Source organism: Pseudoalteromonas sp. SWYJZ98, assembly GCF_015864495.1.
Lineage (GTDB): Bacteria > Pseudomonadota > Gammaproteobacteria > Enterobacterales > Alteromonadaceae > Pseudoalteromonas > Pseudoalteromonas distincta.
Genome location: NZ_JADYXA010000014.1, coordinates 40,462 through 66,107 on the forward strand (window position 1 = coordinate 40,462; position 25,646 = coordinate 66,107).

Sequence of the window (25,646 nt, forward strand, 5' to 3'; positions counted from 1 at the left end):
GAAGTAAGTATGTCTAAAGTTGCAGTCGTTACAGGTGGTACAAAAGGTATTGGCTTAGCCGTAGTAAAGCGTTTGCTAAACAATGGCTATGAAGTACATAACCTTGATATAGAGCTGAGCGAAATCGGTATATTTCATCAGTGTGATGTAAGTGATGTATCGGCGGTACAAAGCTGTATCAACGCTATCTGTGAACAAAGCAAACGTATTGATGTACTTGTTTCTAATGCTGGAAAACACTTAAGCGCAAATATAGAAAGCACCGACGAGCAAACTCTCGATGCACTTTTTGCGCTTAATGTTAAAGGCGCTTATGCCGCAATACAAAGCGTATTGCCAAGCATGAAAGCGCAAAATGGCGGCGCTATTATATTAGTCGCTTCCGATCAGGCAATTATAGGTAAGCAAAACTCTTTTGCGTATAACCTAACAAAACATGCCCTTGCCTCAATGGCTAAAACAACAGCGCTTGATTACGCAGGTTTTAATATTAGAGCAAATGCGGTATGCCCTGGCACAATAGAAACCCCGCTATTTCATAACGCGATAGATGCGTACTGCGCAAAAAGTGGCGCAAACAAAGCTGAAATAGTTGCCGAGGAAGCAAGTCTGCAACCGCTTAACCGATTAGGTCAAGCCGACGAAGTTGCTGCTCTTGTGAGCTTTTTAGCAAGCGACGATGCCAGCTTTATTACTGGTAGCTTACAAAGTATTGATGGCGGCTATACAGCCCAATGAGCATGCAAATTATTGACCCTCATGTGCATTTTTTTAATCTTGCCGAGGGGCAATATACTTGGCTACAAGGCGAAAACCCACCAGCATGGCCTAACCTAGAAAAAATTAAACAACCAATAAGTGCAGAGCAACTTGTTAAAAGTACTGATTTTGAACTTGCGGGTATTGTGCACATTGAGGCTGGGTTTGATAATCAATCACCTATAAACGAGTTAAACTGGCTAAGCTCGCATTTAAAAAACCTTTCATTCAAGGCTATTAGTTACAACCAAATTGATGCGCCCGCAGAGCAATTTAATCACGCGCTAAATGCACTGGCTCATTCAAGCCTTTGTGGTATAAGAGATATAACCGAAGAAGATGATGCAGTGAGACTAAAAAGCCCTCATTGTATTAATAACCTTAATTTATTGGCTACAAATAAACTGCATTTTGAAGCTCAATTTGATATTGAAAATAGCGAAATAACCAAACAAATAGCTTACTACGCTAAGCAGCTACCGCAGCTTCAGATTATAATTAATCATGCAGGACTGCCAAGTAATTTAAATGACTGGCAACAAGGTGCTGAGTTACTTGCTCAGCACGACAACATAGCAATTAAATTCTCTGGTTTTGAATTACTACAACTTACCAGTGAGCAACAAGCAGCGTGTTTTAATATTCTTTTTAATCACTTTGGCCAGCAGCGTATTATGTTTGCAAGCAACTTTCCTGTGTGCCAAATAAATACAAGCTACAACACTCTATGGCACTGCCATAAGGCGTTATGCTCAAACGATAAGACATGGCATAACCTTAGCTATGCAAACGCTAAGCACTACTACCAAGTTTAAGTAAAACTAGTTATATTAAACTCTCTTTTTATAATAATACGGCCAATTTATGAAAATGTACTTTTTACTAATCGTTGTATTTTCTGCGTTTTTTCTCAATGGCTGCATATCTCAAAATCCAGATCCGACACCTAAGCTGCAACATGCTCTACTGGCAAAGCCAAATAAAACAGCCGTTAGCAAAGCAATTAAAACACTTGTACATATACAAGAAACTCAATTAGCTGAGAATGTATTTACTACCAGCAGCACAGTAACCCTTAGCAATGTGGATGGTAATAATATTATCGACACGCAAAGTCGCAATACACCCGATCAGTTTGAATTGATGATTAAAGGCAAGCAATGCTATATACGCCACCTTGATAGTAAAGCCACTATTGAGCTTAAAGACGTAGAATGTAGAATTAACGAGTTATAACAAGCTAAAACTTTACCAAAAAAGTAAAAGCCGGTAAGTGACTAATCACTTACCGGCTTTTTAATGCATGACCTAAGTTAGGTTAAAAGACTATTATTTTATTTCTACGCGTTGAGAACGCATAACAATCTCATCATTTAATTCAATACCCAACCCTGGCTCTTCTGACACTTCAAAGAAACCATTTTTAGGTTGTGGGTCTTGTAAACATAACTCGCGGTTCCACTTTTTAATCGCATAAGTGTGGTGCTCATGAATCAAAAAGTTAGGGATAGCCGTTTCTAAGTGCAGTGATGATGCTGTTGCAACAGGCCCGCCACATACGTGAGCTTGAATACGCACATCAAAGATATCTGCGTAATCACATACTTTTTTAGTTTCGGTAAAGCCACCACATAAACCAATATCAGGTTGCAGAACATCAATACTTTGCTCTTCTAAGTACGGGCGCACACCCCAGCGATTATACAAACGTTCACCACCAGCAATTGGCACATTAACTTTATCTGCTACTTTTGCATGCAATGAATGGTTTAGGTAGTTAACTGGCTCTTCAAAGTACATACAGTCAAATTCTTCTGCAATTTCACCCAACTGAATGGCTGTTGTCACGCCAGGTAAACTGTGGCATTCAAAAATAATATCCACTTCGTCGCCTACTGCTTCGCGAATAGCTTGCATACGCGCACGATATAGCTTCATTTCAGTACGTGATATTATTTTTGTACGGTCGTAATAAGTATTGCCGTCTTTATCGTACTGAATTGGATCTACTTTTACTGCATCGTAACCTTCGGCCATCGCCTTTAAAGCCGCTTCTGCATATTCTTGCGGTTGTACTAGCGCTTTAAATTCGCTATCCCAGTCAAACTGTAATTGTGATGCGTACGTACGTAGTTTGTCGTTAACTTTACCGCCTAATAATTGATATACAGGTAAACCAAGCGCTTTACCTTTAATATCCCAAAGCGCGGTATCAATTGCGCTCATTGCAGCATATACAACTGGTCCGCCGCCTAAACCCCAAAAGCTCTCACGTAACATACGTGACCATAGTTTTTCTGTTTGAAATGGGTCGTGGCCGATTAAAAAGGCGTCGGCCATTTCTTTAATCATAGCCGCTGCAGCACTGTGACCTAAATCGTATGCAAGGCCCGCTTCGCCAACACCACTAATACCTTCGTCAGTATGAATACGTACAAACACAGGTGTCCAAGAAGGTCTATCAGGACAGTGAATATCAAATACTTCAACGCGATTTACTTTCATTAAAATTCCTTATTAACCGCTATGGGTTATTTTGCAAAACTAGGGTCAAGTCGATACGCTTTACGTAACATCGCAGGCCACGCAAGTTGCCCGCCAGTGCTGCCACTGTGTACTACATTTGCTTGATTATAAATATTGTCGATTATAGGCTGCGGTACTTCAATAACCTCTTGCGAGCTTGATTGTAGCGCTAATTGAATTTCACACGCTCGCTGTAAATCATAAAAGCGCATAAACGCATCGCCTACCGTTGGGCCTACCGTTAAGCCACCATGATTTACCAATAACATATGGTTAGTGCTGCCTAAATCGTCTTGCAACACTTTTCGCTCGTCGTCGTTTACCGCAAGCCCTTCGTAACCATGATAAGAAAGCGATGGCAGTGAAAACATTGAATACTGGCTAAGCGGTAATAAACCATTTTTTTGTGTAGCAACAGCGATTGTTTCTTTGGTATGAAGATGAATAACACAATGAGCGTCTTCGCGTACCTCATGAATCGCACTGTGAATAGTAAAACCAGCAGGGTTAATACTAAATGGCGTATCATCAATAATGTTACCGTCTAAGTCGACCTTTACTAAATTAGAGGCAGTTACTTCATCAAAGGTTAAACCAAAGGCATTCACTAGGTAGTGATCGGTGCCAGGCAAACGTGCTGATAAATGCGTATAGATTAAATCCCCCCAACGAAAGTGCTCGACCAGTCTATAACATGCGGCTAAATCAACACGAAGTCGCCACTCTTGTGCTGATACTTTATTTTTTAAATTGAGTTGGGGTAAATCAAACATAATAAGCCTTTTAAAAACGTACATTACTAACCTGCACGAACAGATGTTTAGAAGTCTAAAGCAGTCTCTATTTTATAGCAAACACCAAACAAAACAGCCACACTATTGTGTGGCTGTTTGTAAAACTAAAATACCAATTGCATTAAAATGGTATAGCTGCGTAAATTATTTTACGTTAGCTAGGTAATCTGCAATTGCTTCAAACTCTTCATCAGTTACCGTTGCAACCATTGCTTTCATAGCCATGGTCATACCGTTATTACGTGCACCTGATTTGATGTCTTTCATTTGCGCTACTAAGTAGTCTTTGTTTTGACCGTTTAGCTTAGGATACATACCCATAATTGGTGCTTTACCTTCAGCGCCATGACAAGTTTGACAATTTTTAGCGGTATAAAGTGTGGCGCCATCGGCCGCTGCTGCATTAAACGAGAAGCTTGCGGTTAAAGTAATACCCGCGCCTAATAGTAGTGTTTTCATCTTGCTCATTGTATTTACTCTTCTTTTTTGACGGTTAGAAAAACTGTTCTATTGATTGTAGTAAACAATCAAATAAAAAGCATACGTACGAAACGACGCTAGACGATCAACTTAACCAAAAACCGCTAACTCGTTTCTGTCTCACTTTTATATACTTTAGCAAATAAAAATGAGCTTACCCTTAATAAACTATTACCACACTATATCATCTGGTACTTCAAAGTCTGCGTACGGGTCATCTTCATCTTTTGGTTTGTTTTCAGGCTCTACATGAAAAACAATATACTTTTCGTCAACTTCTGCCACTTTGCGTGCTGGTTCGTCGTCTAATACGTAAAATTGCCCTTCTAGTACACAAATAGCTAAACGACCGCCCGATAACGCTTTTTGCGTTTTCTCGTTCACGTCGATATTTTTTACTTTGTTTTGATAAGTAAAATTAAATGTGCGCTCACCACGAATAGCGTCTTGGTTGTGGTGCTCTAAAATTTGTTTAACACGCGCTTCTTGTTCGCGCTGCTTTAAGCTCACTTGGCGTGTTTGGTTAAGCTCTTCAGCTTTTTTTTGCTGCTCTAGCTTGGTTTGTTGAATATGCTTTTGCAGATCACTTGGGTTGCTAGTAGCCCCTTTCTTTTGCTTTTTTTGTTGCTTACGCTTTTCTGATTTAGCAACTTTAGCATTATGCGATGTTGTTAATCCTGCTTGAAGCAATTGGTCTTGTAATGAACCCATGGCTTTGTTCCACTAAAAACTAATATTATCGCTATTTTAATCACCAACGAGTTCAAATAACAGCGCTATCGACATTAATCTAGCAAACTAGTTAAAACAAACCATGATATAGCGCAAAGAGCATGGTTTTAATTATCAATTAAAAACAATTTTTAATACAATGCCACGTAACCAATCAGCAAATGTATAAGCCATATAATGCGTTTACCTCATCTACTCGTTTGCTCGGTATTTATATTTTTTGTGCTTTATGCACCGCAACCCCTACTTAGTCTTTTTGCGAGCGAATTTAATGTAGCACCTGCGGTAGCTGGCAGCTTAATGACTGCAACTATGTTGCCCTTAGCCATTGCCCCGCTCGTTTACGGTTTATTTTTAGCAAAAATAAATCCACTACTTATATTACGTATTGCAATGGTGCTTTTAGGCCTTAGCTGCTTACTTTTTATTTATGTACCTAGCTTTGAGCTTTTATTATTAGTCCGATTTTTACAAGGTTTAACGCTCCCTGCAGCTTTAACCGCAATGACTAGCTATATAGGTATGAGTTATAGCGCTGATACACTTCAAAAAAATATGACCCTATATATTGGTAGCAGCATAGTTGGTGGTTACTTTGGTCGTGTGCTCGCAGCTTTGTTTAGCGACTTATGGAATTGGCAGAGCTTTTATTACGTAATTGCTTTTATGCTTATTTTTTTAGCTTTAACAATCAAACATTCTCAATTTTCGAACCCAGCAACAAAGTCTCAGCTTTCACCACTGGACTACATTAAACAGCTTAAAGAAGGCGCTATACTTAAAATTTACGGTGCCGTTTTTTGTATGTTTTTTTGCTTTGCTGCACTACTTAATTACTTACCGTTTATATTGCAAAATACGTTTTTAATTACCAATACTCGTGACATAGGTTTAGTTTACAGTGGCTATTTAGTTGGTGCACTCGCCTCTATTGCTGCACCTTGGTTACTTAAAAAAGTCGCTTCGCCTTGGCATTTATTAACTGCGGTATTTAGTTTTTATAGTGTGAGTATTATTTTATTAATGAGCCACCAGCTTAGCTTATTTTTAATCGCATTTACTTTGTTTTGTGGTGCTATGTTTGTGATTCACTCAACCGCGGCGCCACTCGTTAATAAAATAAGTAAAGCCCCGCCAAGTGTAACCAATGGTGGATATGTATCGTTTTATTACAGTGGTGGTGCATTGGGGTCGTTATTACCCGGTGTGGTATACCAACATCATGGGCAAACAGCGTTTATGTTTACGCTACTTGCGGTTTGCTTATGTGGTTTATCGTTAATTATGTGGGCTTATTTCGAGGGTAAAAATACAACGCGAGGTTGATGCTTTGTGTGATTAAAAAATGCTTCTAAATCAGCTTTACTAATCAACCATGTTTGGGTGTTTTCAAACGGATGACAATGAAACAAATCACCACCCCAAATATCTTGATCGACCCATAAGCTCACTTCGTTTTGCTTATCATTTAAAAGAGCCAACATAGATACACACCCAGGAGCCACTTTTAAATACGTTGCTAAGCGCTCACTCGATGCAAACCCTAAACGCGAAAGCCCTTGTTGCTTTGATAGTGCCTTTAAATCAAGTTGCTTATTGTGCGCGGTAATAACTAAAAAGTGTCGCTTACCTTCATTATCGCGTAAAAATAGGTTTTTAAGACGAGTACCAGGACGCTCAATCATAAACTCATCAGCTGCTAAGCTAGTATGTAGCGGCGGATGCTCTATTCCATCATAGTTAATATCTAGGTGCGCTAAAAGCTCTGCTAACTTAGTTTTATCCGCATACATATTACAAACAACGCCCTCTTAATTGCACGCTTAGGTCTCGCCATAAAACTTCACTTACTTCGTGTTTATTATCGCAATACTGACGCTCTTTTAACTCTTCGTTTAATAACTCAACAGCTTGATCTTCTAACTGCAATTTTAAAACACTCGATTCTTCAAAATGCTCTTGTTCAATATACTGCTTAACCTCACCACGGCTTGGTCTCTTGTTTGGACCACGGTCTAAGTTAAAGTTTTCACGATGCTTAGCTTTTACCGAAACAACATAAGCAAAAAGTTTATTGCCTTGATCATCTTGCTTTTCGTGAAACTGTTTATTATTTATTTCAAAAGGCGGCTCATCATTCGAGGCACAACCAGCGAGTAAAACCATAAGCGCCAGAACACATTTTTTCATTGTTTTTTATCGTTTTAGTTTTGAATTAAGCCGAGTCTAACAAAAATTGACGAAAACGGTGAAAATTTACGAAAAAATACTTGACCAAATTTATAAAAAAACTTAAAGTTCGTCCCGCTTGGAACTCAGCAGTCAAGCAGTTACATTATATGTAATTTAGGAATGTGGGGCTATAGCTCAGCTGGGAGAGCGCCTGCCTTGCACGCAGGAGGTCAGCAGTTCGATCCTGCTTAGCTCCACCACTTTCCTACTCCTTTTCAAATTCGTTCTACTCTTCTATTTTTCCATTGTTTTTATTATTTTTTGATACCCTACTATTCTAATTTTTCATTCTATATAATTTTAAATTTATCCATTCAACTTGTGTCTTTACAAGTTCTTAGCTATACATAATGCCACACATTAATACTTTAGGCTTAACATGGACAACCCTAAGCGTTCAACGCTAAAAAAGCTAGCTGCTATAGGTTTAACAGCTGGTGCGATAACACATGCGCCTTATGTTTTTGCCCGAAAAAAAGTCACATTAAGAGTACTTGGTACTCATGTAACACTCCAAGAGGCTATCCGCAAGCAAGCGATGAGTGACTTAGGTATTAATATAGAATTTACTCCAGCAGGCAGCGCTGCTGTTTTGCAAAAGGCATCAATGGACCCTAGCTCCTTTGATTTATACGAACAGTGGTCAAACAGCATTAATGTGCTTTGGGATGCAGGTTCTATTCAGCCAATAGAAAAAAAGCGACTCACCTACTTTAACGAGATAAATCCACTCACTAAAACGGGAAAACTAACCGAAACTGCAAGTATTGGTGCAGGTGATGCCCCCTATAAATTATTAAATGTTCAACCCGATGGCACATTAAGCGCTCAAGAAAGCGATCATATTAGCTTTTTGCCTTATGTGCATAATGTTGACTCTTTTGGTTACAACACCGACTTTATTAAGCCCGGTATAGCATACGAAACAGAAAGCTGGAGTTGGCTGCTTGATGACGAGAACCGAGGTAAAGTAGCCATTGTAAATGCGCCTACCATTGGATTATTTGACCTAGCCCTAGCAGCACAAAGCAAAGGGCTTATAAAGTTTAACGATATAGGTGCAATGACCCGCCCAGAACTTGATAGATTGTTTAGTATATTACTCGACTTTAAACGCCAAGGTCATTTTAGTGGCTATTGGAACTCGGTCCCTGAATCGATTGAGTTTATGAAAAGTAAGCGTGCCCATATAGAAAGTATGTTTTCGCCTGCCGTCTCTGCGTTAAACAGTCAAAATATTAATGTTCGTTTTGCCGCGCCAAAAGAAGGCTACCGAGGATGGCATGGTGTTATGTGTTTATCGTCACAAACACAAAGTAGCGTAAAAGATGCAGCTTACGACTATATGAATTGGTGGCTTTCAGGCTGGCCTGGTGCATTTATTGCTCGCCAAGGTTATTACATTAGTAACCCACAACGCTCTAAACTACTTCTATCTCAGGCCGAATGGGATTACTGGTACGGTGGAAAAGCAACAAACATAGATTTATTAAATACAAATGGCGACGTAGCAGTAAAAGCGGGTAAGCAACGCAACGGCGGTAGTTACCATAAACGCTTTAGCAATGTAGCAGTATGGAACACCGTTATGCCAACCTATGACTACAGTCTACAAAAATGGTATGAGTTGATTAGCCGATAATGATAATAAATTCAATTAAATCAAAAATAATATTAGCTTTGTGTCCGCTGATTGGATTACTTCTTTTACAAAGCTATTTGTTTAACTATTCGCAAACGACCTTACTAAACTTGCAAAAGTCGCAGCGTAACGCGCTTATTCAAAGTGAAGCTGTAACTAACTTAGAAAACGATATTATTTCCCTGCAAGGGCATGCAGTTTCATTTATTGACAATGCAAATGAAAATACGATTACCAAATTTAATTTTTACTTAAATAAGGCAAATCTAAATCTCGAGCAGCTAAAAACAAACACTCAAAACCAGACCCCTGAGTATCAAAACTCACTAATACGCCTTGGCGAGTATTTAAATAATTACCAAGATACATTTGGCCAAGTTGTCGTAAACAGACAAAAACGCGAACACCTTTACATTACTCAGTTCAAACAACCTATTGATGACTTACAAGTAACAATTAGTGATTTAGAAGGGTCTTCAAACAATGATAATAAAGTTATTTTTAACGATGTTTTACTCACAATAAGTAATTTAAAACATGCAATTATAAGCTACCTCTATAAACCTAATTTTGATGAAGCACAAAATGTAAAACAAAACTTAAATCACTTACATAAAAAACTAACGAGCACCTCTGTAATAAATGAATCCCTCTCCAATAAAACAACAAGCTTAAACCAAGCTTATAACCAACTTGTATTACTCACCCGTAGCTACACTTTTTCTGTAAATGTAGTGCTTACAGGCATAGAAAACGAATTGCTGTATTTAACTAATGAAATTAAAAACATAGAAAAAAATAAACTAATCAAAACAGAAGAGCTACTAAGTAGCCACTTAACAAAAAATACAGAACAGGCAAATATATTTGCCGTTTTAATTATGTTAATCATTTTATTTTTAAGCTATTTTATTTTTAGATCGGTTATAAAACCAATTACTCAGCTCACTTTATTACTTAAAGACATGAATAGCGAAAAGCCAGTAACTATTTCAAATAACAGCCAAAATCAAACTGAAATAGCATCGGTAATAAAAGCAGCTAACGCTTTATATTTAAAAAATAAGCAAACCAAAGAGCTACTCAATGAAACCCGCGTATTAAATTCCCAAATGGAAGCAATGAATGCCGACCTGACGAGTGCCATGGAGCAAACCGATAAAGCCAATAAAACAAAAATAGATTTTGTAGCCAATATGAGTCATGAACTTCGCACCCCAATGAATGGTATATTAGGTATGTTGCAACTTTTACAAAGCAGCGAGCTTCCCTCAAGGCAAAAACACTACGCAGATAAAGCTTTTTCAAGTGCTCAAAATTTATTGCAGATTTTAAACAATATTCTGGATTTTTCTAAGCTAGAATCGGAAAAAGTTCAGTTAGAGCAAATCCCTTTTACCTTACATACTATAGTTTCTAACGTTCAAAATTTATTCTCAACAAATGCCAAGCAAAAAGGTTTGTTATTAAACTTTACTTTACACGTTGATGCAGGGCTTGAACTTATTGGCGACCCAATGCACTTAAGCCAAATAATAAATAACTGTGTAGGTAACGCAATTAAGTTTACTGAGCATGGTGAAATATCATTAATTATAGAAGCGACATCTCAACACGAAAAAACAATAAACCTTCGCTTTAGTATAAAAGACACGGGTATTGGGATGACTGAAGAGCAATCAAAAATTATATTCCAGTCTTTCTCGCAAGGTGATTCAAGCACAACAAGAAAGTATGGTGGGACCGGTTTAGGACTCACTATAAGCAAACAATTAACTAAATTGCTGGGCGGAGATATACAAGTAAGGAGCACGATTAATCAAGGTAGCGAGTTTTTCTTTACTCTACCCTTTACTTTATCTGAGCAACAAAAGCTTAAAAAACACGCCTTATTAATTAGCCCTGATAATGAGCAAATTAAAAAATTAATGGACTTACTAAGTGATATAAATATAACGACAGAAACAACACAAGAACCATTAAGAGCCATTGCAAAAATGTCTCAGCCTAGTAGCCCATTTAGTATTGTAATAATGTCGATAGAAAAAAAAGAGCTCAACGATAACTTTATTTTACAACAACTGTACGCTCAAAATAAAACCGCTAATGAAAAATTAACACTTATTTTATTAATTACCGATGAAGAGTCTCCTGAGTCAATTGCAAAAAATGAAAATATAGACATTATAATTATTGGTAATAAAAATAGTGAAGTTGAAATTTTAAGAAAGCTTTCACCAAATAATTTTAAAGAAAAGCAATTAAAGCCTCACCCTAAATTCTCGGGTTTTAATGCATTAGTTGTTGACGATAATAAAATTAACCAAGAAATAGCCTCAGCCCTTTTAACAAGATTAGATATGACTGTGATCATTGCTGATAATGGACGTGATGCATTAGATAAAATAGAGACAAATGACATCGATATTATTTTTATGGATGTTCAAATGCCAGTTATGGATGGGCTAGAAGCAACTGGCATATTAAGAGAGCGAGGCTACAAAACTCCTATAATTGCTATTACGGCAGCCGCAGATCCTAATGATAAAAAAGCAGCGTTTAGAGCGGGTATGGACGACTTTTTAGTAAAACCGATTATTTTTGATGCGCTTTACGAAAGTATAGAGAAACATCTGCAAAGTAATGAACCTCTGAGCACTATAAATCTGCTTTTAGCAAAAGAAAACCTAGAAAATAATGACGTATTATTAACTAAATTATTTACTCAGTTTGTCAACGATTACAATGACTTTTCGATTAAAGCTGATATATTAATTAAAAATGGAGAGTTAGAAAGCTTAATTCGACTAGTACATACACTTAAGGGCCTTGCCGGCACATTAGGTTTGGAGCTACTGCAACAAAGCGCGCAAAGTGTTGAGAAAAGCTTAATAAATGAGAAAAGTATTAACTTATCTCACTTTAATGAACAATTAACACTTACACTTTTTGCCGTAAAACAATTCTTGGTAGCTGATAGCTTTAAAAAAGAACATATACAGCGACATGAACTAGAAAACGAAGACTCGGTTATCGATAAAATATACTCATTAGCATTAACGGCTCGCCCCGTACCTAGCAGTTTGGTTAGACAGCTAGAAATGAATCAATATGATAGAAGCCACTCTCTATTTAAGCTCAAAGAAGCAATTGATCATTTTAACTACGCATTAGTAATAGAGTTGATTGATAAATATAGAAACGATAATAAAAATTAGGCATAACCACTAACCTGAACTAGATTTAACATAGCAAAGAACGCAAAGAAGGATAGATAGTGCATTCAAATTATCTCGCAAACAGTAAGGGATTAACTACAGAGAGAAAGCATAAACCTTTAATTCTTATTGTTGATGACGAACCTAGTAATTTACACGTATTAGTTGAAGGACTTTTAACTGACTACGACGTACGTATTTCAACTAGTGGTGAGCAGGCTTTGATCTTTATTGAGTCAACTCGGCCTGACTTGATTTTATTAGACATAATGATGCCTGGCATGGACGGCTACGAAGTATGTAATATACTCAAAGCGAAACAAAATACCAAAGGCATCCCCGTCATATTTGTAACTGCGCTTACCGAAGAAGAGTCTGAAGAAAAAGGCTTTGCTATGGGCGCAATTGACTACATACACAAACCTTACAAGCTAGCGCTCGTTAGAGCACGCATTCGCACTCATATTACCGCTCAAGGAATGCTAGATAGGCTTATAGAAAAAAACTTCGACCTGCACGACAAATTACTCGAAATAGAGTTACTGGCGAAAGAATTAAGCCAACGTGAAGAAGAATTAAAAGAACTTTCATCAAAACAAAAGTTATTTTATCAAGCCCTAACGGGAACCGCCGATGGTGTTGTTATTACCGATAGTAATGGCAAAATTATTGCGGTGAATCCTTCATTTTGTCGTATAACCGGTTACTGTGAATCAGACTCACTACAAATGCAATTACACGATATAAAACAAAACAACCATCCGAGTATTAGCTTTGACCAAGTATGGGAACATGCAAATCAAGCAGGCTATTGGAGTGGAGAACTTGTAACTAGACGAAAAAATGGCGAGCTTTACCCTGAGCTACTAACTCTCAGTATGGTAAAAGGCGAGCAAGATACTAACGTGCACTATATTGGCGTATTTAGTGATATTTCGAGCGTTAAAGTAACCCAAGAAAGAATTCATTACCTTACATGGCATGATGAACTTACAGGTTTACCCAACCGAAATGGGTTTTTAAAGCAGTTAGAGCAACAACTTCAACTTTGTAGTACCGAAAATAGTTATGCCTATATTTATATTATTGATATAGACAGCTTCCACTCAATTAATGATGGATTAGGCTTACTCGCTGGCGATAATATTTTAAAAGAATTAACTAAACGAATTCATTCTAAGGTGAGTAAAAAAGATGTTATTGCTCGCTTAGGCAGTGATGAGTTTGCAGTGCTGTGTACAGTTGAAAAAGGTGTGGGCAGAGCTAGAGCTCAAGCAATGGCTGAAAATAAAGCCCAAGAGCTACTTGCAAGTGTAAACCATCCATTTGTCTTTGCTGAACAAGACGTTAGCTTAACAGTAAGTATTGGCACCTATATCTTTCCACGAGAAGTTCAATGGGAAAGTGCTATTGAGACTATTCGTAACTGTGAAGCGGCCTGTTACAAAGCAAAAGAGAAAGGCGGCAATAGAGTTACCTTTTTTGATACTTCATTTGGCGAGCAAGCAAAACGCCGTTTTGAAATAGAACAAGATTTACGTAAAGCTATTTCTAATAATGAGCTATCGCTATATTTACAATCCCAATTTGATCGAAGCCAAACCCTTAAAGGCGCAGAGGTTTTATTAAGATGGGAGCACCCTCAAAAAGGCTTTATTAGTCCTAGTGAGTTTATATCTATAGCCGAAGAGTCAGACATAATTTATGATTTAGATTGCTGGGTAACTTCAAATGCACTTGAAATGCTAACGCAACTTAGTAAAACTCACCCTGAGTTAAACTTATCAATTAATATAAGTGGCAGGCACTTTCATGAAGCGCGTTTTTTAAACTTTATTAGCCAACAGATAAAGCAACATAACATTAATCCTCAACAACTCACTATTGAGATAATTGAAGGTACGTTACTTAATCATATGGAAGCGGCTATTGAAGCTGTTCACTTTCTCAAGAAGCTAGGTATTAGAGTATCAATTGATGACTTTGGTACTGGATATTCGAGCTTAACCTACCTAAAACAATTACCAATACAAGAACTTAAAATTGATCGTTCTTTTGTGTTAGAGGCACCTATCGATAACAACGATAAACTAATTATTGATATGATTGTAAGCTTAGGTCGTTTATTTGAACTCGAGATAGTTGCTGAAGGCGTAGAGAACCAGTCCCACTTTGATTTACTACAGGAGTATCCTGAGGTTATTCTGCAAGGCTATTATTTGCATAGACCGGAACCTGCAAGAGATTGGTTTAAAAAGTTAAAGTAACTGTAGCGTGATTTATAAACTAAAAAGCCGAGCATGAATATGCTCGGCTTTTTATGGACTTAATTTTTGCGGTTACTCGCGAACTTGGCCAACTCCATTAACTAAATACTTTTCGGTCGTTAGTGACTCGAGGCCCATAGGACCGTATGCATGTAGCTTGGAAGTAGCTATACCAATCTCTGCGCCTAGACCCAATTGTGAGCCATCAGAAAAACGAGATGATGCGTTAACCATCACTACAGAAGCATCAACACTGCGTTGGAATAACTCTGCAGCAGCTTTATTTTTAGTACAAATTACTTCTGTATGGTTTGAACCAAACTGTGCAATGTGTTCAACCGCTGCCGTAAAGTTTGGTACAACGCGAATAGCGATTTCTAGGTCTAGATATTCTTCACCAAATTCGTTATCGGCTAACACAGTTGCATTATCAAAATATTTAGCTGCAAAGCTGTCAGCATTTATTTTTACACCTTCTTGGCGTAATACAACTGCACACAGATTTAAAAACTCATCTGCCACATCTTGATGCACAACTAAACCTTCTAGTGCATTACAAACACCAGTACGCTGCGTTTTACCGTTAAGCAGTAAGTTAAGCGCAATTTCTAGGTCGGCATCTTTATCTACATATAGATGACAAACGCCTTTGTAATGCTGAATTACTGGGATCGTGCTGTTTTCAGTAACAAAGTTAATTAAACCCTCGCCGCCGCGTGGAATGATTAAATCAATGCTTTCACGTTGCTGCATTAGTTCCATTAGTAGCGCACGGTCTGGATCTGGAATCACTGAAATAAGTGATACCGGTAAGTTGTGCTTCTCAAGTACGCTGTGCATTACACTTGCGATAGCTTGTGAACTTCTAAGTGCTTCTTTGCCGCCACGTAAAATTACGCCATTACCTGATTTAAAGCATAATGCACCAGCGTCTGCTGTCACATTCGGGCGTGCTTCGTAAATCATACATACAACGCCAAGAGGTACTCGCATTTTGCGAATTTTAATACCATTTGGGCGCTCAGTAATATCACGCAGCTGACCAACAGGATCATCAAGGCTTACGATTACTTCAATACCTTCTGCCATTGCTTCAATACGCTCATCGTTTAACGTTAAGCGGTCGATCATTGAGGCTGCTAAGTTATTGTCGCGTGCTGCGCTTAAATCACTTTCATTTTCTTTTATTATAAATGCTTTTTGCTCTCTTAGTGCCGCTGCCATTTCAACTAATACTTGGTTTTTAGTCTCGGTATCGAGTAAAGCAAGTGTATGTGCAGCTTTAGCTGCCTGACGTGAAATGTCCGTAATTAAACTCATGACTTCTCCAATAATGCGATATGTTTTTCAGATATAACTGGTCCAATTGAATCCTGCATTTTTTCGCTGAATTCACTCTGTTCGTTGTCTGCAATAAAGTTTAACAAACAGCTACTATAATTTGCGGTCGCTTTAGCTAAACGCGTACCGTCTTCACTACGTACTAAAATGGTATCACCCACGGCAAATTCTCCGTGAACTTCCATGATTTCGTCACCACGAATACACCCACTTTCACCTTCAAGAGATTCATCAAACGAGCCATCAACAACAACTTCGCCTTGCTCATTTGCTGTGTGTGTCATCCAATGCACAGAGTCCTGCATCGGTTTTTCGTACGGTAAAAATACACTACCTGGGTTTTCTCCAGCTAGCAGTTTTGTAAATGTTTCTTCTTTAAAGCCATTTATAATATAAGTCGCTATACCATGAGATGTTGCTTTTTCTGCCGCTTCTATTTTGGTTTTCATGCCACCAGTACCTACTGCACTTGTAGCACATCCTGCCATAGCATAAATAGATTCATCAATTGATTTTATTTCAGGCAGTAACACCGCATCATCATGTAAGTTAGGGTTTTTATCATATAGCCCATCAACGTCTGAGAATATTAATAAAGCATCGGCATCGGCAGCTGCTGCGACCATTGCTGATAAGTTATCGTTGTCACCTACTCGTAAATCATCAGTGGTTACGGCATCGTTTTCATTAATGATAGGAAGTACACCATGTTCAAGTAAAGTGAACACGGTTTCACGAATGCTCTGATAACGCTCGCGGTCACGTAAATCGCCATGAGTTAGTAATAGCTGCGCAGATGGAAAGTCAAAAAATCGGTCCCACATGGCAATCATTTCTGTTTGACCTGCTGCCGCCATTGCTTTTTTCATTACCACAGAACGTGGTTTGTCTGATGGGAATAAGTGCGCGCCAGCCGCTACAGAACCCGATGATACTAAAATCACCTCGATTCCACGGGCACGACAACGAACAATGAACTGTGCGATGGTTAATATGTAACGCGAACGGCAGCCATCTTGATCTGGTGCAATTAATGCACTACCTACTTTAAGTACGATACGTCGCCAATTTAACTTTTGCATAAATGCTCAACTTTCCATTTTATCTGCGCTCACCTTAATTAGACGAGCTAAAACTAAGTAGCTAGGTTTAAAACATAGCTTCGAATATGTCTTTCATTTAGGCAACACTTTTTTACACACACGCGAAAACCATATCTAAAACTACAAGCTTAGATTTAAGGTTAAGTATAAAGTAGCAACAACCCAATAATATTGAGCAGCACTAATCAAAAAATTTAAAAGTGTTGTTTATGCATCGCTGTAAAAAGCTGTGTGTGGCTTTTTTATTAACAACATACATAGAGCCTCTAAAGTCTGATACACCAACAGATAGGGTGAAGACCAAAGGACCGAGATTTAACCGCCACGATGGGGGTTAAACATTGAAAGCAATAGTTCAACTCAAACCTTTATTTACTTAAATAATTAAATAAACTTGTTTAGCAAAACCATACCAAGAGTTCGGCAAATGAAATTATGTAGTGTTCAAATACTAGTAACACCACTAATGCATGATTATAAAGATTAAAAATGACGTTAAGATTAACAAACCACTTTTACTTCCAATAAACTTCATTAGATAACTAATTATTAGAACACAAAGCATATTACACTAAATACCTCTTAAAAATCAAGGTTAAAATTCGAGCGAAGCTAATTCCTTCTCGTTTGTGGTGTTTGATTGTTATTAAAATTCAATCTATTAAACAATTAATACGGCTTAAAATAAGGCGACTTAACACGCGCAAAATAATTTAAGCCTACTAGGGGTTTTGCGCCCATCCCCTCGAAATTAACCTTAGCTTGAATTTTCACGCTTAGAGTAACTTTTCGTACCATTGGACTTCACCCCTTGAATAACACAGTTTGTATTATTTAGCCCATCCCCTCGAAATCGGCATTAGTATTCTTAAGTAAGTAAGCGCGCATTTAAGCAGTGCGCTTAGCTATAATCGAAGTCTAGCTGCACATTCCACGGCATTAGGTCGGTAAAATCATCATCACCCACATCTCGATTCGGCAACGTTTTAAATAAATGCACAAAGTAGTAATACGGATTGATGTCATTAGCACGACACGTCATCACAATACTATAAAGTATCGCGCTGGCCTGAGCACCATTAACCGATTTTGAGAATAGCCAGTTTTTTCTACCAGTGGTAAACGGCCGAATATCTCGCTCAGTAATATTATTATCAATCCCTAGTTCGCCATCTTCACTATACCGCATTAATTTCGGCCATTGATTAAGCGTGTATTTTATCGCTTTGCCAATATAACTCCCCGCCGTTACTTTACCTTCGGCTTCATCAAGCCACGCTTTAAAGTGCATTAATATGGGTAAGGCTTTTTCTTGTCGTAACTGATACCGCGCTTGAGGAGATAACTGTTTGTTTTTAGCGTGGGTTTCCAGTTTATATAATTGGCTGATAAAGCTGATGGCTTTATGCGCTCGACCTTTGTTTTTCGACTCTGCTTTTAAGGCATCGTTATATTTGCGTCTAGCGTGTGCCCAGCAACCAACAGGGGTAATGCCTTCAATACCGTCATAAACACGGTAACCGTCGCACTGTAAATAGCCTTGATAACCGGCAAGAAATTCTTTTGCGCAAGCGCGACTTCGACCTGCTTGGTAATCGTAAATCACGACAGGCTCACGGCTGACCTCATTGCTGCGATAAACCCACATGTAGGAATTGCTGCTAGGGTTGTCACCTTCATCTAACACTTGTGTACGGGTTTCATCGGCACATAAACTGTGCTCACTAAGCAAGTGACGTTGCATGGCTGCCACTAAGGGGCTGATTAGCAGGCCCGCTTTAATACACCAATTAGCTAATGTTCCGCGCGATAGTTCAAGGCCGCCACGGCCCAGTATGTCAACGAAACGATAAAGCGGTAAGGCGTCGCAGTATTTGCCCGTAACAACCGCCGATAACGCTTCTGGACTCGCAATGCTGCCAGGAATAGGCTGCTTGGGTTTAGGCGCGGTGATTATTTTACTGGCCAATTGTTCATGCTCGCAATGTCTGCAAGCATATTTAAATTGTTTGTGCTTAATGACACTGACTTTCGCCGGAATAATCTTCACTTGCTCGCTGTCTTCACTACCACATTGATGTAGTTGTTCATCGCAACACTGACATGTTAACTCGGTTAAAGTGTGCTCAACCTCTTCTCGTTCAAAGTGCTCAGCCAGTATTTGTTTACCTTTCTTATGGTGTTTAGGCGGCTCAGTCGTTTTATGCTGCTCCGCTTCATTGAAGGTGCCCCGTGGGGCTTTTTCACTTTTTTTACCGTATTTTTGGGATTTACTTAACTTAAGCTCAGCAAGCAAGTGGTCAATCCGCGATTGCATTTCAACCTTATCTTCTTGCAGTGAAATTTTATCTTTTTCTAAGCCATCAAGCTTAGCCTGCATAAGTGCAAGCTGATTTTGTAGTTCGGTGATGAGAATAGTGTCTGGCATTTTAATAGCATGACACATGGGAAAGATCGTTCAAGTAAAAAAAACGATCTGGTTAATTTACATCACTGATAACCCTGATAAAGTTGAGTGGCGGGTTTTATTATTTACCGGTAAGCCAGATAATAACCATTGTAACTGCCGTTGTTCAATCCCCATGGCTACGTGTGCTTGAGCATGATTTGGCCATTGAAATCGTCCTTGCTCTAAGCGACGATAATAAAGCCAAAAACCATTGGTATCCCAAAACAAAATTTTTAATTTATCGCGTTGTTTATTACAAAAAACGAACCACGCTTGGCTTAAAGGATCGAGAGATAGGGTATCGCTGACAATAATACTTAACCCATTGATTGATTTTCGCATGTCGGTGAATCCCGTGACCAAGTAAACTTGGTGGGTGCAAGGTGTCACAGTACGCTCAATAATTTGGCTAGCGTTTGGTTAGCTAATGTCGACTCGAAGTCTATTTGATAGCCGTTTGGTGTGGTGAGTTTAATGATTGAAGGGTGTGTAAAGGCTTGCTCATGAATAACAAACGGGATCACCTGTTGCTTTTTAACCCTTATCGTTTCGTCAGAAAGGCGTTTACGCCAAACATAGAAAGTCGATGCGTTAATGTTGTTATCACGACAAAATTGAATGATGGCTAAACCACTCGATTTTTGCTGCTCAAAAATGCCTTGCCAGTGTTTTATTTTTTGCTGTTTATTCATAATTACCTCAGGTTAATATGCTGAGTAAATTATGCATAGGTAGCATTAATATTGGTATGTGGGTTTAATTGCGCGCTTACTTAAGTAATAATACACAGTGGTAAACTATCTTATGAAAAGTTTACCACTTTAGTCGCTTAAATCGGCTTTATGGTAATGTTAAGCAGTTGACTGGTAAACATTAACCTCATTGATTAAGGTATGCTGATTAAAAATAACAAGAAAGGCTTACCACTATTTCTTCATCAAACACCAAGCGTATACAAATTCTCAGCGAATCAGAAATCAACGAACTCTATGCCTTACCCAATTTTAACCGTAAAGATCGTGATGATTATTTTTCGTTAGATAGTGAAACTCAAAGGCTCGTCAACGAATTAAGACGTATTGAAACCAGAGTGTATTTTATCTTACTGCTTGGTTACTTTAGGTCACGGCCAATAGTATTTAATTTCTCATTTACTCAAGTCAGTAATGATTTAGATTATGTAAGATCCAAGTATTTCAGCGATAAAGATATGTCTCTTGAGGATTTATCACCAACAACAAAAACTAAGCTGATTAATAAGTTATTAAAATATACAGGGTTTACAGCATACCAAAGCAAGTTAGATAAAGAGCCGCTATTAAAAAGGCTTAACGATGTTGTAAAAATCAACCTTGAACCAAGGTATGTTTTTGATGAATGTATTGCTTATTTTGGTCAAAACAGAATAGCGCTAGCTGGTTATACAACGCTGCAAGACACTATTTCTACGGTATTATCAAATGAGCGTAACCGAATTGAAATGGTGCTGCTTGATAGTTTGTCTTCAGGTACCAGAAAAACATTACTTAAATTACTTGAGTCAAATAATACCTTTACTGACTTAGCCAAGTTAAAGAAAATGGCTAAGGACTTTTCAACGAGCCAAATCACCCAAGAGCTGAAGACGCATAAAATTATACGCTCGCTTTATCCAGAAATTAAGTCACTGATTGCTGAACTGGAGCTATCACCTAAAAATCTTGAATACTATGCTTCACTGGTAAAGCACAAGTCCGTTTATAAGCTTAGAAAACACGCAGATAGCCAAACTATTTTATATCTCGTTTGTTACTTGTTCTTCAGGTACCGAGAGACTAACGACAATCTTGTTGCTGCATTTATTTACTTGGTAAGGAAGTTAACCGAATCAGCTAAAGGCTATGCAAAGCAGCGTATTGTTGAAGATGTAACCATTGTAAGAACCAAATTAAAATCCGCTGGTAGTTTATTAAAGTACTTCATCGATACCGATATGGACGATGATTTAAGCTTTGGTGATGTACGTAAAAAAGCCTTTGAATTGATCCCTGCTGACAGTATTAAACTGTTAAGTGATCACTTAGATAATAACGACTTTGATGGCCGTCAGTACGAATGGCAATTTATTGATAAACAATCCAGTAAAATTAAAAAACTTATCCGCTCATTATTTATGTCTATCGATATTGAGTTCATTCATTTAAAGGATGAACTCCATGAGCAGTATGTTATGGCACATTCTGAACTTAGTGAATTAAAGGCTATCCAAACCATTAACATCGATGTGGTACCTAAACATGACCGAGAGTATTTAGAGGGAGAAAATACCAAATTAATTGCTAATCGATTTGAGTATTTCCTTTATCGTAAAGCCGAACAATTATTTCACAGTAATAGCTTAACGGTGAAAGAAAGCGTTAATAACCGTAGTTTAACGTCAGATCTTATACAACCTAAAGAATGGCAGCAAAAAGAGACAATCATTGAAAACACTGGCCTTGATAAGCTGGCAACACCGATTAACCAAACACTCGCAGATAAGAGCCAACAATTAGAAGTTAAGCTGAAGGAAGCAAGCGAGCATATCTTTAGTGGTGATAATAAGTATGTTGAGTTTATTCCTGGCAAAGCCGAACTCAAGTGGTCAATTCCTAACAGCCGTTGGCAACAAACAATTGAAAACCCGCTCTACAATCAAATTCAACACATGGGTATCGTTGAACTCATGTTGTTTGTTGATCAAAAGACAGGTTACTTAAATTCATTTACACACATATCAGCAACTAAAGAAAAATCACCAGTAAATAAAGAAGATCTGATCGCCTGTATATTGGCAAACGGCACCAATTACGGCCTATATAAAATGGCGAATATCTCTGACCGTTCAATGGGTAAATTACGCAGTGTAGATGATAGTTATGTCAGATATGAAACACTCAAAACGTCTAATGATCAGGTTTCTAATGCTATAGCCACGTTGCCAATATTTGCCTATTACCATGTGGACGATAATCAGTTGTTTTCAAGCATTGATGGTCAAAAATTTGAGTGTCGCATAAATACGTTTAAGGCTCGGTATTCGTCTAAGTACTTCTCCAAAGGTAAAGGTGTTTCAGCATTAACATTGGTTTCTAATCATGTTCCGGTGAGTACGCAAGTCATTGGCGCTAACGAATATGAAGGTCACTTTGCTTTTGACTTACTCTATAACAACTCTTCAGATATACAGCCTAATACCTTATCGACCGATACGCATGGTACCAATAATGTTAACTTCGCTATATTAGATTTCTTTGGTTACACATTCGCCCCTCGATACGCGAAAATGAAAAAGGTGTTTTTTGAGCTATTTGAAGTGACTGAAGAGAACGGAGGCCGTATTCAATTAAAGAAAGATATTAATCATAAGCTAATTGCTGAAGAATGGGACAATATTCAGCATATTGTTTGTTCATTGAGTCGTAAAACCACCACTCAAAGCACAATCATTAGAAAGTTGAGTAACGGCAAGAGCCGAAGATTGTCAGCATTGCATGAGTACGACCGTTTAATTAAATCTATTTATGTTTTGGAGTATGTTGATAATTCAACGTTGCGTCATTACGTCCAGCAAGCCTTGAACAGAGGTGAAGCATACCATCAGTTAAAACGTGCTATTACTTCAGTTAATGGCAATAAATTTCGTGGGGGGAATGATTACCAAGTATCACAATGGAACGATTGTGCTCGACTCATTTCAAATTGCATTATTTATTATAATTCCGCGTTACTATCGGCATTTTTACAAATCCAAGAGAGGAACGGTAGGCAAGATGTGGTTGATGTTATTTCTCGGCTTTCACCTGTTGCTTGGCAACACATTAATCTAAATGGGGAATATGCCTTTAATAAAGACCGCAAAGAAATCGACTTAGCTGGTTTACTTAGTGATGTAGAATCAATAAGTTAAAGAATGCCATCTGTTTGTATTTCTAATTCAAAAGGTACTGCGCATCAAAGTGCCATTAAAAATTGGAGGTGTTGATATTCTATATGCTTGATATATACAAGCTAACATTGATAGAAAACAGATAAGCTAACAAGTTTTTAGTCGAGCCATGAACTGTTCTATAATTGTTCTAATTGCAAAACTCTTCAATTTGGTTTGTTACTAGATTTAAAAATACTTTTCTATGCTCGATTTTAGTAAGTAGCAGCTTTTGGATGTCTTCAGGAACTTTTCTTTCTCCTGCATCTATTGCCATTAGTAATGGCTTGATATCAACTACAAGAAGACCTGCCGCCCTTGCTGCTCGAATGAACTTTAATCTCTTTAATGCACATAAGCCGTAAAGTGAATGGCCTGACTTAGTTTTTTCTTCGCAGTGTACTAAGTTCTCAAGAACATAATTTCTTACCGTATGGACAGATGTTTGTGCAGCTAGTGCCAGTTGAGAAATACTCAAAGGAAAATCCAACGCATCATCATCACTACTAATGAACTTATTGATGTCAGGTATCTCTGTCAAAAAACTGACTTCACCAACAGGAATGTTTTCAACCTTAGATTTAATCATGATTTAGCATGCTTCCAATTTGTGTTGTTAATGGAATGCCTTAAGATATCTTGATTACATTCAATCAATTGGCACTCCATTAACATTTCTGTAAGTACATTACCGTTAAATGATTACCCTGCGCAGCAAGATAGCTCTTTAACGTCTTTGCTAAAGGTTTGAGCGCATAACTTCAATCCTTCAACCATCGTCAAATACGGAAATAGTTGACCTGCCAATTCTTCGACTGTCATTTTATTATGAATAGCAAGAGCCGCACTTTGAATCAGTTCTCCGCCTTCATGGGCTAAAATTTGTGCGCCTATCAGTTTTCCCGTGGATTCTTCAGCTACCAACTTGATAAAACCATCCGTTTCAAAATTTGCTAAAGCTCTTGGTACGTTTTCCATATCAAGTACACGACTTATCGTATTTATTCCTACCGCTGAAGCTTGTACTTCGGTTAGACCTACCGTAGCAACTTGTGGGTCGGTGAATATAACAGCAGGCATGGTAGATAAGTCGAGTTGCGCATTTCCACCTGTCATATTAATTCCAGCCCTACTTCCGGCAGCAGCAGCAACATAAACAAATTGTGGCATATTGGAGCAATCTCCAGCGGCATAAATGTTAGCTGTTGATGTTTCCATCATACTATTAACAACAATGGCACCACTTTTATCTGTTTCAACACCAACATTTTCTAAACCAAGCTTTCCAGTATTTGCATGGCGACCCGTAGAGATAAGCAATTTTTCAGCGATTAATGTTCCTTCGTTAGTTTCCAATGAAAAACCATTGCTATCATAAGAAACATGACTTGCTTGCGTATTATTAAGTACCCTAATACCTTCTTTTTCAAAGCACTCTGCCAGTTTTTCACCTAATAACGGATCTTCAGCATATAAAAGGGTATGTCTGGCTAGAATTGTCACACGGCTACCTAAACGGGCATAAGCTTGCGCAATTTCCAGAGCAACAACGGAGGAGCCGATGACAACTAGACTACTCGGTAACTCTTCTGCAAATAAGGCTTCTGTTGATGTCCAATAAGGTGTATCAACTAAACCCTTAATTGGCGGAATGCTTGGTGTAGAGCCTGTTGCAATTAAAATGCGATCTGCAACCAGCTCTTCTTCACTACCATCAGACTTGTGAACTAGCAAGGTATTTTGATTTTTAAAACGTGCATAACCTTTAAGTAAAGATAGCGCGGGATTACTCTCTAAAATACGTTGATATTTAGCATCGCGTAGTTCTTCGACGCGAGCGTTTTGCTGATGTGCTAATAAGGAGCGGCTAAGTTGTGGCTGAATATTTTCTAAACCATCAAACGGGTTAGTACGTTGCTGATGCGCTAATTGCGCAGCACGGATCAATATTTTTGAAGGAACACAGCCGACATTTACACAGCAACCTCCGATTACATCGGCTCCTTCAATGATAGTAACTCTTGCTCCGCCTTCTGCTGCTTTAATCGCACTGGCAAAGGCCCCTGAACCACTACCAATAATGGCTACATGTAATTGTTCTGGCTGGATGTCATTTGACGAGCAACAACTATTCGTTGACATATTTTATTCCTCTTA

The 25,646-nt window shown here is 38.2% G+C and carries 21 protein-coding genes and 1 tRNA gene; 9 read left to right on the top strand and 13 right to left on the bottom strand.

The genetic code is table 11. The features are described from left to right. Window positions 1-9 precede the first annotated feature (9 nt). Genes I6F10_RS10585 through I6F10_RS10595 form a run of 3 tightly spaced genes read left to right on the top strand, consistent with a single transcriptional unit; the run spans window position 10 to window position 1,995 of the window. Window positions 10-738 (top strand): SDR family NAD(P)-dependent oxidoreductase, encoded by a 729-nt coding sequence (locus tag I6F10_RS10585; RefSeq protein WP_010554366.1) that lies wholly within the window; start codon window positions 10-12, stop codon window positions 736-738. Then, window positions 735-1,574 carry an amidohydrolase family protein gene (locus I6F10_RS10590; RefSeq protein WP_024605609.1) on the top strand — a complete coding sequence of 280 codons (840 nt, stop codon included), beginning with the start codon at window positions 735-737 and terminating at the stop codon, window positions 1,572-1,574. The genes I6F10_RS10585 and I6F10_RS10590 overlap by 4 nt, the downstream gene beginning before the upstream one ends. 49 nt (window positions 1,575-1,623) lie before the next feature. Beyond that, the gene (locus tag I6F10_RS10595) at window positions 1,624-1,995 is read left to right on the top strand and encodes a hypothetical protein (protein WP_024595815.1); all 372 of its coding nucleotides are present in this window, start codon (window positions 1,624-1,626) and stop codon (window positions 1,993-1,995) included. Between the two features lie 93 nt (window positions 1,996-2,088). Here the strand turns inward: I6F10_RS10595 and I6F10_RS10600 are convergent, their stop codons facing one another. From I6F10_RS10600 to I6F10_RS10615, 4 genes are all read right to left on the bottom strand, one after another. Beyond that, window positions 2,089-3,264, bottom strand: coding sequence for a mandelate racemase/muconate lactonizing enzyme family protein (locus I6F10_RS10600; RefSeq protein WP_197098799.1), 1,176 nt, complete (start codon window positions 3,262-3,264; stop codon window positions 2,089-2,091). A 26-nt stretch (window positions 3,265-3,290) separates the two neighbouring features. Further along, window positions 3,291-4,058: a class II aldolase/adducin family protein gene (locus I6F10_RS10605; protein ID WP_024605611.1), complete on the bottom strand. Its 768-nt coding sequence runs from the start codon at window positions 4,056-4,058 to the stop codon at window positions 3,291-3,293. Window positions 4,059-4,223: 165 nt separating this feature from the next. Next, window positions 4,224-4,547, bottom strand: coding sequence for a c-type cytochrome (locus I6F10_RS10610; RefSeq protein WP_024605612.1), 324 nt, complete (start codon window positions 4,545-4,547; stop codon window positions 4,224-4,226). Window positions 4,548-4,730: 183 nt separating this feature from the next. After that, window positions 4,731-5,270: a DUF2058 domain-containing protein gene (locus tag I6F10_RS10615; protein ID WP_002957867.1), complete on the bottom strand. Its 540-nt coding sequence runs from the start codon at window positions 5,268-5,270 to the stop codon at window positions 4,731-4,733. A 198-nt stretch (window positions 5,271-5,468) separates the two neighbouring features. Here I6F10_RS10615 and I6F10_RS10620 point away from each other — a divergent pair, with 198 nt between their 5' ends. After that, window positions 5,469-6,617 (top strand): MFS transporter, encoded by a 1,149-nt coding sequence (locus I6F10_RS10620; RefSeq protein ID WP_024605613.1) that lies wholly within the window; start codon window positions 5,469-5,471, stop codon window positions 6,615-6,617. Here I6F10_RS10620 and I6F10_RS10625 read toward each other — a convergent pair. After that, window positions 6,584-7,084: a prolyl-tRNA synthetase associated domain-containing protein gene (locus I6F10_RS10625; protein ID WP_024605614.1), complete on the bottom strand. Its 501-nt coding sequence runs from the start codon at window positions 7,082-7,084 to the stop codon at window positions 6,584-6,586. The two genes, I6F10_RS10620 and I6F10_RS10625, sit on opposite strands and share 34 nt — an antisense overlap. Window position 7,085: 1 nt before the next feature. After that, the gene (locus I6F10_RS10630) at window positions 7,086-7,481 is read right to left on the bottom strand and encodes a hypothetical protein (RefSeq protein ID WP_024600215.1); all 396 of its coding nucleotides are present in this window, start codon (window positions 7,479-7,481) and stop codon (window positions 7,086-7,088) included. A 166-nt stretch (window positions 7,482-7,647) separates the two neighbouring features. On the opposite strand from I6F10_RS10630, the gene I6F10_RS10635 reads away from it, so the two are divergent. The 4 genes from I6F10_RS10635 to I6F10_RS10650 all read left to right on the top strand — a co-directional run bounded on the left by I6F10_RS10635 (window position 7,648) and on the right by I6F10_RS10650 (window position 14,650). Next, window positions 7,648-7,723, top strand: a tRNA-Ala gene (locus I6F10_RS10635). Window positions 7,724-7,902: 179 nt separating this feature from the next. Continuing rightward, on the top strand, window positions 7,903-9,165 hold the full coding sequence (locus tag I6F10_RS10640) for an ABC transporter substrate-binding protein (RefSeq protein WP_024605615.1): 1,263 nt from the start codon (window positions 7,903-7,905) through the stop codon (window positions 9,163-9,165). Beyond that, window positions 9,165-12,383 carry a hybrid sensor histidine kinase/response regulator gene (locus I6F10_RS10645; protein ID WP_197098800.1) on the top strand — a complete coding sequence of 1,073 codons (3,219 nt, stop codon included), beginning with the start codon at window positions 9,165-9,167 and terminating at the stop codon, window positions 12,381-12,383. The genes I6F10_RS10640 and I6F10_RS10645 overlap by 1 nt, the downstream gene beginning before the upstream one ends. A 59-nt stretch (window positions 12,384-12,442) precedes the next feature. Next, complete coding sequence (locus I6F10_RS10650; protein WP_165743455.1) at window positions 12,443-14,650, top strand: two-component system response regulator; 2,208 nt, start codon at window positions 12,443-12,445, stop codon at window positions 14,648-14,650. Between the two features lie 72 nt (window positions 14,651-14,722). Here I6F10_RS10650 and I6F10_RS10655 read toward each other — a convergent pair whose 3' ends face one another. From I6F10_RS10655 to tnpA, 5 genes are all read right to left on the bottom strand, one after another. Continuing rightward, window positions 14,723-15,970: a glutamate-5-semialdehyde dehydrogenase gene (locus tag I6F10_RS10655; protein WP_165743457.1), complete on the bottom strand. Its 1,248-nt coding sequence runs from the start codon at window positions 15,968-15,970 to the stop codon at window positions 14,723-14,725. Further along, on the bottom strand, window positions 15,967-17,073 hold the full coding sequence (gene proB / locus I6F10_RS10660) for a glutamate 5-kinase (protein ID WP_024600220.1): 1,107 nt from the start codon (window positions 17,071-17,073) through the stop codon (window positions 15,967-15,969). Before proB ends, I6F10_RS10655 begins: the two co-directional genes overlap by 4 nt. 922 nt (window positions 17,074-17,995) lie before the next feature. After that, complete coding sequence (tnpC, locus tag I6F10_RS10665) at window positions 17,996-19,540, bottom strand: IS66 family transposase (protein WP_013465794.1); 1,545 nt, start codon at window positions 19,538-19,540, stop codon at window positions 17,996-17,998. Window positions 19,541-19,579: 39 nt separating this feature from the next. Then, window positions 19,580-19,933, bottom strand: coding sequence for an IS66 family insertion sequence element accessory protein TnpB (gene tnpB, locus I6F10_RS10670; protein ID WP_024605589.1), 354 nt, complete (start codon window positions 19,931-19,933; stop codon window positions 19,580-19,582). Beyond that, complete coding sequence (gene tnpA / locus I6F10_RS10675) at window positions 19,930-20,235, bottom strand: IS66 family insertion sequence element accessory protein TnpA (protein WP_013465796.1); 306 nt, start codon at window positions 20,233-20,235, stop codon at window positions 19,930-19,932. The genes tnpB and tnpA overlap by 4 nt, the downstream gene beginning before the upstream one ends. Before the next feature lie 266 nt (window positions 20,236-20,501). Here tnpA and I6F10_RS10680 point away from each other — a divergent pair, with 266 nt between their 5' ends. Continuing rightward, on the top strand, window positions 20,502-23,471 hold the full coding sequence (locus I6F10_RS10680; protein WP_254910763.1) for a Tn3 family transposase: 2,970 nt from the start codon (window positions 20,502-20,504) through the stop codon (window positions 23,469-23,471). Between the two features lie 169 nt (window positions 23,472-23,640). On the opposite strand, the gene I6F10_RS10685 is transcribed toward I6F10_RS10680, so the two are convergent. Beyond that, the gene (locus tag I6F10_RS10685) at window positions 23,641-24,078 is read right to left on the bottom strand and encodes a MerR family transcriptional regulator (RefSeq protein ID WP_008110853.1); all 438 of its coding nucleotides are present in this window, start codon (window positions 24,076-24,078) and stop codon (window positions 23,641-23,643) included. Window positions 24,079-24,191: 113 nt separating this feature from the next. Next, complete coding sequence (gene merA, locus I6F10_RS10690) at window positions 24,192-25,631, bottom strand: mercury(II) reductase (protein WP_008467329.1); 1,440 nt, start codon at window positions 25,629-25,631, stop codon at window positions 24,192-24,194. Between the last annotated feature and the right edge of the window lie 15 nt (window positions 25,632-25,646).

Excerpts from the sequence above, each read along its gene's own strand:
- I6F10_RS10585 (WP_010554366.1), top strand. The coding sequence starts at position 10 with ATGTCTAAAGTTGCAGTCGTTACAGGTGGTACAAAAGGTATTGGCTTA.
- I6F10_RS10590 (WP_024605609.1), top strand. The coding sequence starts at position 735 with ATGAGCATGCAAATTATTGACCCTCATGTGCATTTTTTTAATCTTGCC.
- I6F10_RS10595 (WP_024595815.1), top strand. The coding sequence starts at position 1,624 with ATGAAAATGTACTTTTTACTAATCGTTGTATTTTCTGCGTTTTTTCTC.
- I6F10_RS10600 (WP_197098799.1), bottom strand. The coding sequence starts at position 3,264 with ATGAAAGTAAATCGCGTTGAAGTATTTGATATTCACTGTCCTGATAGA.
- I6F10_RS10605 (WP_024605611.1), bottom strand. The coding sequence starts at position 4,058 with ATGTTTGATTTACCCCAACTCAATTTAAAAAATAAAGTATCAGCACAA.
- I6F10_RS10610 (WP_024605612.1), bottom strand. The coding sequence starts at position 4,547 with ATGAGCAAGATGAAAACACTACTATTAGGCGCGGGTATTACTTTAACC.
- I6F10_RS10615 (WP_002957867.1), bottom strand. The coding sequence starts at position 5,270 with ATGGGTTCATTACAAGACCAATTGCTTCAAGCAGGATTAACAACATCG.
- I6F10_RS10620 (WP_024605613.1), top strand. The coding sequence starts at position 5,469 with ATGCGTTTACCTCATCTACTCGTTTGCTCGGTATTTATATTTTTTGTG.
- I6F10_RS10625 (WP_024605614.1), bottom strand. The coding sequence starts at position 7,084 with ATGTATGCGGATAAAACTAAGTTAGCAGAGCTTTTAGCGCACCTAGAT.
- I6F10_RS10630 (WP_024600215.1), bottom strand. The coding sequence starts at position 7,481 with ATGAAAAAATGTGTTCTGGCGCTTATGGTTTTACTCGCTGGTTGTGCC.
- I6F10_RS10640 (WP_024605615.1), top strand. The coding sequence starts at position 7,903 with ATGGACAACCCTAAGCGTTCAACGCTAAAAAAGCTAGCTGCTATAGGT.
- I6F10_RS10645 (WP_197098800.1), top strand. The coding sequence starts at position 9,165 with ATGATAATAAATTCAATTAAATCAAAAATAATATTAGCTTTGTGTCCG.
- I6F10_RS10655 (WP_165743457.1), bottom strand. The coding sequence starts at position 15,970 with ATGAGTTTAATTACGGACATTTCACGTCAGGCAGCTAAAGCTGCACAT.
- proB (WP_024600220.1), bottom strand. The coding sequence starts at position 17,073 with ATGCAAAAGTTAAATTGGCGACGTATCGTACTTAAAGTAGGTAGTGCA.
- tnpC (WP_013465794.1), bottom strand. The coding sequence starts at position 19,540 with ATGTGTCATGCTATTAAAATGCCAGACACTATTCTCATCACCGAACTA.
- tnpA (WP_013465796.1), bottom strand. The coding sequence starts at position 20,235 with ATGAATAAACAGCAAAAAATAAAACACTGGCAAGGCATTTTTGAGCAG.
- I6F10_RS10685 (WP_008110853.1), bottom strand. The coding sequence starts at position 24,078 with ATGATTAAATCTAAGGTTGAAAACATTCCTGTTGGTGAAGTCAGTTTT.
- merA (WP_008467329.1), bottom strand. The coding sequence starts at position 25,631 with ATGTCAACGAATAGTTGTTGCTCGTCAAATGACATCCAGCCAGAACAA.